General features: G+C 61.3%; 8 protein-coding genes. 3 read left to right on the top strand and 5 right to left on the bottom strand.

From position 1 onward, the window contains the following. Positions 1-563: 563 nt before the first annotated feature. Positions 564-1,271: a TIGR01906 family membrane protein gene (locus ACX80U_RS18640; RefSeq protein ID WP_104119133.1), complete on the bottom strand. Its 708-nt coding sequence runs from the start codon at positions 1,269-1,271 to the stop codon at positions 564-566. 614 nt (positions 1,272-1,885) lie between these two features. Here ACX80U_RS18640 and ACX80U_RS18635 point away from each other — a divergent pair. Then, on the top strand, positions 1,886-2,254 hold the full coding sequence (locus ACX80U_RS18635) for a hypothetical protein (RefSeq protein ID WP_104119112.1): 369 nt from the start codon (positions 1,886-1,888) through the stop codon (positions 2,252-2,254). A 1,253-nt stretch (positions 2,255-3,507) separates the two neighbouring features. Further along, on the top strand, positions 3,508-3,897 hold the full coding sequence (locus ACX80U_RS18630; protein ID WP_104119113.1) for a DUF6221 family protein: 390 nt from the start codon (positions 3,508-3,510) through the stop codon (positions 3,895-3,897). Positions 3,898-4,185: 288 nt separating this feature from the next. Here ACX80U_RS18630 and ACX80U_RS18625 read toward each other — a convergent pair whose 3' ends face one another. Beyond that, positions 4,186-4,371, bottom strand: coding sequence for a DUF6993 domain-containing protein (locus tag ACX80U_RS18625; RefSeq protein ID WP_459269479.1), 186 nt, complete (start codon positions 4,369-4,371; stop codon positions 4,186-4,188). Between the two features lie 732 nt (positions 4,372-5,103). Between ACX80U_RS18625 and ACX80U_RS18620 the strand changes: the two genes are divergently transcribed. After that, a complete protein-coding gene (locus ACX80U_RS18620) occupies positions 5,104-6,081 on the top strand; it encodes a cytochrome c oxidase assembly protein (protein ID WP_104119115.1) in 978 nt (325 codons plus the stop codon). Positions 6,082-6,171: 90 nt separating this feature from the next. Here ACX80U_RS18620 and ACX80U_RS18615 read toward each other — a convergent pair whose 3' ends face one another. From ACX80U_RS18615 to ACX80U_RS18605, 3 genes are all read right to left on the bottom strand, one after another. Further along, complete coding sequence (locus ACX80U_RS18615) at positions 6,172-6,921, bottom strand: DsbA family protein (RefSeq protein ID WP_104119116.1); 750 nt, start codon at positions 6,919-6,921, stop codon at positions 6,172-6,174. Between the two features lie 317 nt (positions 6,922-7,238). Next, on the bottom strand, positions 7,239-7,937 hold the full coding sequence (locus ACX80U_RS18610; RefSeq protein WP_104119117.1) for a class F sortase: 699 nt from the start codon (positions 7,935-7,937) through the stop codon (positions 7,239-7,241). A 39-nt stretch (positions 7,938-7,976) separates the two neighbouring features. Continuing rightward, a complete protein-coding gene (locus ACX80U_RS18605; RefSeq protein WP_104119118.1) occupies positions 7,977-8,750 on the bottom strand; it encodes a CHRD domain-containing protein in 774 nt (257 codons plus the stop codon). Positions 8,751-8,798 lie beyond the last annotated feature (48 nt).

Raw genomic sequence — 8,798 nt, 5'->3', positions numbered from 1 at the left:
CGCCGCCCCCCCCAGCGTCGGGCCGTCATTGCAGGGTTCCTGCTCCGGGGGTTCTTGCTCCGTAGTATTAGGGCATGGAATACGTCGCTGTTCTGCTGCCGTCGGCAGCCGTTGGTACCATTTTCTATCTTGTGATGCGGGCACTTTTTCAGGTAGACCGGGCAGAGCGTGAAGCCGAAGCTACTGCTCGGACGGACGCCGAAGCTTTGGATGCTCCAGACGTATCAAGTCCGCACTAAGGATTTGACTCACGCGATCATCGTAAATGGCGGTTCCGGGTTCCTACCCCCGCTACCTGAAGAAAACGACCATCGCCCCGTGGCGCCTACATGACCACTGGCATTTCCCACCGTGCGTAAGTGCCCATTGGGCTGCACCGTGTCTGTGTCGACAGGGGTACAGTAACTATCCAGTGCGCCCAAAATGTTGTGTTACCAGACGCTCAGGCGCCCCTTAACTCGTGGGTCTACAGGGCTGAATATCGATTCGAAAAGCATTTTCAGTCCCCACGCATACCCACTGACTACATGAGAAGCGCGAAAGGGCTCGGCCTAGTTAGTGGTTCATTTTGTATGCGCTACCGGGCGCCCTTCAGTTTCGCCCTGGCGACGGGACGCGACAGGCCAGCCGAGAGCGACGGTGAGAGTAGTGACGAGTAGCACGATGCCTGCGACCGAAATAGCCGCGTCGGTCCAGAACTGCTCGGGGAAAAGCCTGATCAACGTGTCATCCAGACGAAAGGTCCACGTTCCGGCAGCGAAGAACAAGGCATGGACTTGCGTGAAAAAAGCTTCCCAACCCAGGATCGCGGAGATAGTCAAGGCCACGATAAGAACTAACGTGAGCACCGCTCCAGAGAACAGGGCACTGCGGACCGCTCCTTTTGAACATCTCGCCAAGTACACACATGCCGCGATGCTGACCATGAACATGATAAGGCCGATCAGGAAGGAGGCCGAGAGAACGCCCTTGACGTCCGTCATGTGTCCCACTTCCCGTGCAAGGAAAAGCTTGTCTCCCTCGGCGTTCACAAGTCCGCCCAGGTATTCGGCAGGTGCGAAGTTCAGAACATAATTCAGCGTGTAGGAGCCATAAACCATGCGCTCCTCGGTCGAGAAGCCATAACTGTCTGCGGGGAAACCGGGGCGGTGGTATTCGATCCAAAGAAATAACGAAGACGTCACAGCCCGGACCGCACCAGCTGCAACGATCACGGGGAAAAACAAGGCCACAAGGACTTGAAGGGGTCGTTCGAGCACCAGCCTCGGCATCACTACCGGCCCGCGTAGGGAAACTCGTAGGGCACCGGAGGGTTGTGGACCTGCGACGGAACCTCGGGGATGGCAAGCAGCTTTCCCGTTGTGGGTTGCATCGTAATCTCCAATCCAAAGTGTTGCCACTGAATACCGGGACGGGGCACGGTCGAGAATGATCGCCGGGCACAGCGGCCGGCAAAGCTGTCGGTCCTGCGGGTCGTTTCGGGTCCGGCCACTAGGCTCGTCTTGAGTGCGCTGCGTCTGCACAAAAGAGGCCTTGACTGCTTCCTCCAAGGCTACAGGTTAGAGAGCGGCCTGATGCTGCAAGACTAGGCTCGACTAGGAAGGGCAGCGCTAGATGGTGTGCTGAGGGTCTGCCTGATGCAGGAAGGGAGTGCTAGGTCCACCATGAAAGAACGTTCTACTACCCCGGTGCTCAATGACCTGTTGTAAGCAGGCCTTTGTCACGTGGGCATTTTAGATATCTGATGCGCCGATGCTCGTGCAGTCAGATGCGCATGGCTCTCCGCAGGAGCGCTTTCTTGACTTCGCCACAACGCTGGCAGGGCCACGGTGTCTACTACACTGTGTAGAAGAAACTCTCAGCCCCCCTCTGCTCAAGGAGCGGCATGCCTCGCATCACCATCGGACTCGGCGGCGTCCTCATCGTCCTCGGCCTCATCTCGTACATCGCGACTGCATTCGTCAGCTGGACGGCGTTGATTCCGGCCATCCTGGGAGCCGTTATCCTGGTCTCCGGCATAGTCGGACTGAAGAATCTGAAGCTTGGCGTCCACATCGCTTTGGTCGTGGCAGTGCTTGGAATCCTCGGTACCACGATGAACGTCATGCAGCTGGGCGCACTCCTCGCCGGCGAGGCGGAGCGGCCTGCAGCTGTGATTACGAGCACGATCACCTTCGTCCTGCTGATCGTTTACGTAGTGCTCGGAATCCGCTCCTTCATGGTTGCCCGCCGCTGGAAAGCCTCAGAGGCCTAATCTTCGGGATCCGCCGCTCTCCCGAGCAGCGCGCACGTAGCGTCCTCGCACGGTTTCGCCGAGCTCCGGCCAGACAGGGCGTAAGGACAAAGCAGACGATGTGCTGCTTGAGATCACCAGCGATGAGAGCGGATTCTGCCTGATCGAGGGCCTGGATACTGCAGCGAACTGAGTGATGACGTCCTTGCAGTCGTCGCCTTCCTTGAGCCTGCGGGTGACCGCGGTGAGCTGGCTTTAAGCACTTCTGAGTTGGTTGGTTGCGGGGGACCGTTCAGTCGGATCGACTTGGTCCGACGGGCGGTTGCTCTTCTCCCTCCCGGGCTCAGCGGTTGTTTGGGCCGTGTTTACCACCGGGCACGGGAGGATCAGTAGCGTCTGCGCCGGGCAGGGGATCCGGCCTCTCACCGGACTCAGCGGGCAGACTTTCGCTTGTGGATTGCATTTCGCGCTGCGTCCGGGTCTGCTGCACCTCGGCCGCGTACCGGACCCGCCGGATGCGCCTGGTCATGTCTCGAATCAGGAGAATTACCAGCACGACGATGAAAAGAGTCGACAGGAAGCCGAGCGTGCCGGGGGTCACCGACGCCGGGTCCAGACCCGGTTTCAATGTCGGGTCACCCGACGGTGTCGTCGCTGCGGCCAGGCTGAGGGTAGGAAACACACACACCACTTTCGAAGCTTTCCAGCGGATCAGGGGCTGTCCGCCAGCCGCAATTCTACAGGGGATAGAAATCTGTGCGGTGGCACGAGACCCACTTGGCTTAGTCAAGCAGCGCCAACCTTAAGTGCTGTTGCGGAACGACCAGTGCCGGTGTCTCGGTGGCCGCAGGCCGGGTTGAAGGAGCCAACCAGCGCTGGCAATCTGTTCGAGGAAAAGCGCAGGCCTGAGGACATCGAACGGCTTGTCGTGGTTAGCCGAGCTCCGGAGTAGAAGCCGGAAGGGCCGGCACAGCGCGAGCAGAGGTTGGTGATGTTGATCGGTTGCGCTGTCGTGGCCAATTCTCCTTATACCCGGCGATCGTCGTTCAGATCGGAAACTCGAGGCAGGTCTATTTATTGGGAAATTTGATCATAGGTTCGAAGGAATGTTGCGGGTAATTCACCTGCGTGCGGGTGGAGCGCGGCAGGAGCGGGCTCAAAGTTGTCCGCCAGTGGGCGAGCTTTCACCATCCCAACGCAACGATGCGACGACAGGTGTAGCGGCTTGTCTTCATTCCCTGCGTAGTCCCAGCATCCACCCGTAGGCTCGGCGGATGGACGAGTTGGCTGCCTTCGTCCTCGCCCGCGTGGGTGAGGATTACGACCTCGACTATCAGGCACTGCACGATCCCGGTGTCGGTGGCATCCTCGGAGCCCACGTCAAAACCCGGCACGTGGCTGACGTCGATCGGCCACTGGACGTGGCTGGGCATGAACTGCTGATGGACCCGCTAGCGTGCCATATTGTGAACCACAACCCGCAGAAGGTCATTGCGGACTGTGTCGCGAAGCAGCGTCTGGTTGCCCACGTGCAAAGCATCCACCGGAACCACCAAGAGGCAGGGGAAGACGCGGGGGAGCAGGACTGCACGCGCAAAATCCTCGAGTTGATGGCTCTCTCGTGGAAGCACCACTCGGAGTACCAAACGCACTGGATGAGCTGAGCGAACGGTCAGGATCGCTAAGACTTAGCAGCGAATACCTGCGGGCGACAGGCATATGCCGCCTAGAAACACGGCTCGACCGGCTTTTACTCCACCGTCTTAAGCGCTCAAGGCGGTGGGGTAAGAATGACGAGAGGTATTGGAGACTCTGGGGGTCAGCAACCACGGCATCAGTCCTTGAATTGCCTGCTAGGGCAACGACCATCCATTTCCTCCGGTCGCTAAGCAGTTAACCGATTTAGGCTGACAAGCAGGAACTTCCTCTAGCATCCTCGCAAGGAGTCCGTTTCAGCGCTTATCTCCAATGAAGCAGCGCTTGGACACGAGAACCGGTAGCGCCACCGTCGAAACGGCCTTTCCACGTAGTTCACCAAAGATGCAGCGTTTACCAATTAGTGCCGCACCTTGAACAGCGTCCACATCGAGTCCCGTTGGAGTGCGATCGATCGACACCTCTACCGTTTTCGGTGTGATCCGGCGCTTGCAGATCCTTGCTTGATGGCATCGCGGACCTGATCACGCTTCCGTGCAGTCTTACCATCCGCAAGTGCCTGCAACTTCCGGTTAACGGCATCCGCAATTATGGCGGCTTCGTCATCCGAAAGTTCCATAGAAATGGGGGCGTGGGGTCGGCCGCTGTCGCCCCGATTCGCCCCCGGCAACTCCCGGAGCACCGAATGTTCCCGCTAGCGGTGTCGGCGCGGCTCTTGTGGCTTCGGTCTACTCCCAGATCGGCTCCATTCAGGACTGCATTGTCGTCGGCGCCCCAGTGACCTCGTGATTCGTCCTGGTCGCGTCGCGATCTATGTCGGTGGCGGCAAGTTCATCAGCAGTGGCATGAATGGTGTGAACCTCATGATGGAGCACCCCCTTGTCCGACCTTGCCGGATCGACCTTCGTGCGTGTCGCCTGCTAACTTCACCCCTTGGGGAAGTGGTTGCCCTCAAGCTGAGATAGCGCTGATCCCGTTGGACGAGGGGGCTTACCGCTATTTCATTGCCCGCTCGTCTTTGTACTGCCCTCTCGTCGCTCCCTGATAGGATATTGGTCCGTGTTGGAGGTCCGGCACGGACTGCTGGCATGGCTCGTTAGGTGCCTGCTTCCATTTTTTCGGGGCTACAGGGGACATCCAGTGCCGCATGTGACCCATAAGTGTAGATAAGCGGGACTGTGGCGAGATCATGAAGTTGGGATGGTTGTACATCAGTGAATGATCCGTGGGTCAGTGGACCCGTCTGGATACCGGAGGCCCCGCCCTCGTGGGCAACCTACCTGGCGCCGACCCTGCAACCAATTCCGCTGATTCCCGCGATCGCCCTGGTACTGGGTGTGCTGTACCTGGCAGGCGCGATCCGCCTGTGGTCGATGGGCCGTTCCTGGCCTCTCTGGCGGACGGCGATCTTCCTGGCGGGCTGCATCATCATCATGATCACGATGGGCGCAGGAGTTGAGGGCTACGGGCTTCGCATGTTCTCCGTCTTCATGTTCCAGCAGCTGACCCTCATGATGGCCGTTCCCCCGCTTCTGGTCCTGGGCCGCCCCGGTACCCTGTTGCTGCGTGCAACGCCACACCGTGGACTCGGGCGATCTGTCCTCCGGCTCGCCCACGCAGGCTTGCGCTCGAGATCCGCCCGGATCGCCCTCCACCCGGCATTCATGATCCCGGTGTTCCTCGTCAGCTTCTATGGTGTCTATTTGAGCGGTATCGCCGACGCAATGTTGCCCTCCTGGTACGGGCACATCACCTTGGAACTGCTGTTCCTGATTTCCGGGGTGCTCTTTACCGTCCCCGTGTTATCCACGGACCCGCTGCCGGTGAAGCAGTCCCACTTCGGCCGGTTCCTCGACATCTTCGCCGAAATGCCGCTGCACGCGTTCTTCGGCGTCGTCCTGATGATGGCGACCACCCCTGTCGTCGACTTTTTCGGCACATTACCCGCAGGGTGGGATGTCGATCCGATGACCGACCAGGGCATCGCCGGTGGCCTGGCCTGGTCCTACGGGGAGCTGCCGTCGGTGCTGATGCTGTTGATCATCATGGTGCGCTGGCAACGCGACGACACGGTGACCTCTCGGGCCACTGACCGGAAGCACAATCGGGAGGGAACTCCGGAGCTCGATGCGTATAACGCTTACCTTGAGCAGCTCAGGCAACGCTCCGAGCGTCAGGATCGGCGACGATAACAGACGTCGACCTGCTGGCAGTGCGGTTGGCGCAGTACCTCTCGCCGTTTAGGTCCTTCGTGGGGTGATTCCACGTGGGACCCGGGAGTGTCAGCTTGCGACGAGTCGAACAGCTTCGCGGAAGTCGTCGAGTGACGTCAATGCATTCTGGTTCTGGTCATCGAGGAGGATCAGTGCGGGGGCTCGGGTCACGCCGACGCGTGCCGCTTCCAGCCGGTCGGCCTCGATGAGTGACTGCACGTCGGAGCTTCGCATGTCGGCTTCGAACCGTTTGCTGTCGAGTCCGAGCTCACGGGCAACGGCCAGATAGGTGTCCGTGGTGACGCGGGTGTGCATGCGGGGGAGTTCCTGGGCGTCCGGGCCCAGCGTGATCGCTTCCAGGAAGGGAAGGAAGCAGCCCTGACGGTCGGCTGCTTCCAGGGCTGTGGCACCCAGGTACGCCTGGTCGTTCGTGGGCAGGTGGCGTGCGACGAAGGTGACGCGTCGGGAGTAGTCCGTGCGGAGGTTGGAGAGGAACTCCTGCACGGAGATCGTGCCGGGCGTGTACAGGTCGATGAATTGCACCAGGACCGCGCGCTCGTGGGAAGCACGCGATACCAGTCGGTCGCTGGCGACGATCGCATGTCGCAGGACATTCTGTTGTCTGGCTCGTTCACTCGTGCTCGGACCCGACGCTGCCCGGGGGGCGGGGGCGTTCCCTGCAGTGGGCGACGGCTCGGGAGCCCGATCGGTCTCGTCACGATCGTTCGACAGGTAGCCCTTGAAACCGATGAAAAAGGCAATGAAACCCAGCACCACGATGATGGCCAGGGGGATCATTGCTGCAAACCAGGGGTTCATGAAAAGGTGCCGATCCTGTCACGTCCGACGGTTTGGAACGGGTGTACCTGTTCGCCGACGCCGGACGGGTCGTCTATCGGAGCGTCCCGCCCCGAGATGGTGCCATCCCGGCACATCAAATACATCGTACCGTGGACTATTTCGCTCGGATGGTTGTGTCGGTTGCAGGAGCGCCTCGAGCCAAGCACACCGGCCCTGCCTGGCTCGGCGCGATAACGGGCAGGGCAAGCGCGGTGGGCGCAGCGCACAGTAGGGACAGGCACGGGAGGGATGGGCGGTGTTGTACGGCGTCGAGCGCCTGCTTGGCGCCGAGGATGTCAGACGCGTTTGGCGTAGACCACGTAGTTGTCGTCGAAGAGTCCGGTGGCAGGGTCGTATCCGTCGCAGGTGATCAGCCGCAGCTCGGAGCCTTTGGTGTTCCCGTAGACCTTCAGGGTGGGGAAGTTGTCTTTGGGGTACTGTTCGCCGCGGTCGACGGCGAAGCGTGCTGTCGTGCCGTCTTCTCGGGTGATTTCGATGATGTCACCGGGTTTGAGGGCGCGCAGATTGGCGAACACTCCGGGGCCGGCGTCGGTGGCATTGACGTGTCCGAGCAGGACGGCCGGTCCGCGTTCTCCTGGGGTGGGGGACTGGTTGTACCAGCTCGCTGGTGCGCCTGGTCCGTCTGGTGGGACCTCGAGCGAACCGTTCTCGCGCAGGCCAAGGTGAAGGAGGTCAGATCCAGCACCGATGGCAGGGATCGAGAAGGATGTGGGATTGGACGCTGGTAGCACCGGCGGTTGCGCCGGCGCGGCGGCGGTAGGTGCGGCTTCAGACGGTGTGGCCGCTGCAGACGGGGCGGCACTGGGCGCCGCCGACGGGGTGGACGCAGCAGTGGATGGACTTGCCGTGGCTGTGAGCGGCGCGGCGGGAGTTCCTTCGGAGGCGGTGTTGGTTCCGCATCCGGTCAGAATTAAAGCGGCGACCGCCGTGGAAACCAGAAGGTTTCTACGGCGGTCGCTGGGTGAACTAATCATGATGTGGATGTTGTCCGATCAGTTCGTTGTGCTTGGAGGTTATGCCTGGTCGGCTACGCGGCGGCGAACGACGTAGGTTCCGCCGGCTGCGACGGCGAGGACGAGGCCGCCACCGAGGGCGAGCATGCCCACGTTGCTGCCGGTGTCCTGTGCGACGCCGGTGTCAGCGCCACCGGAAGGCATTTCGCCCATCTGGGCTGCGAGGTTTCCACAGAGGGCCGGCGAGGTGGCGCCGAGGGGGAGCTTGGGGTCGAGGTCGCTGGGGGAGTTGAAGACTTCCTCGGAGACACCGGCGGTTGCGGGGTCAAGGCCGTGGACGACGACGACGGCGGTGCCGGCTTCAAGGGCGTCCTGGGTGCCCTGGTTGATTTCGAAGCTGCGCTGGATGGTGTAGCTTCCACCCTGGCCGCCAAGTGCGAGGTTGAGGCCTTCCTCAGGTCCGGTGGCACCGCTGGTGGTCAGCGTCGACTGGATTCCACCGTACTTGCCGGCACCTTCGGTGACGCTCACGATGCCGTCGCCGTTTGCGTCGTCAGCGGAGGTCGGGCAGGTACCCAGGGCGAGGCCGTGGATGTGCTGGACGTGCGGGTAGGGGCCGTCCATGAAGGTCTCGGCGAGACCGTTGACCTGGAGGTTAACGGTGGCGGTGGTGCCCTGCACATCAACGGTGACGGTTCCGGTGCCCGTGGTGCCGTTGAGCTGGCCCAGCGTCGATGAGTAGGACGCATCGGCGGCCATGGCGGGGGCCCCTGCCATGGCAACGACGCCAAGGGCGAGGGTCGGGACTGCAAGAAGCCGCATTTTCTTGTTCATGAGGTAGATCCTTCGCTGTGCGGTGAGCGCGTACCCTGGCGGGCACGT

The organism is Arthrobacter sp. TmT3-37, assembly GCF_054510835.1.
This window is presented reverse-complemented; position numbering and strand designations above follow the sequence as displayed.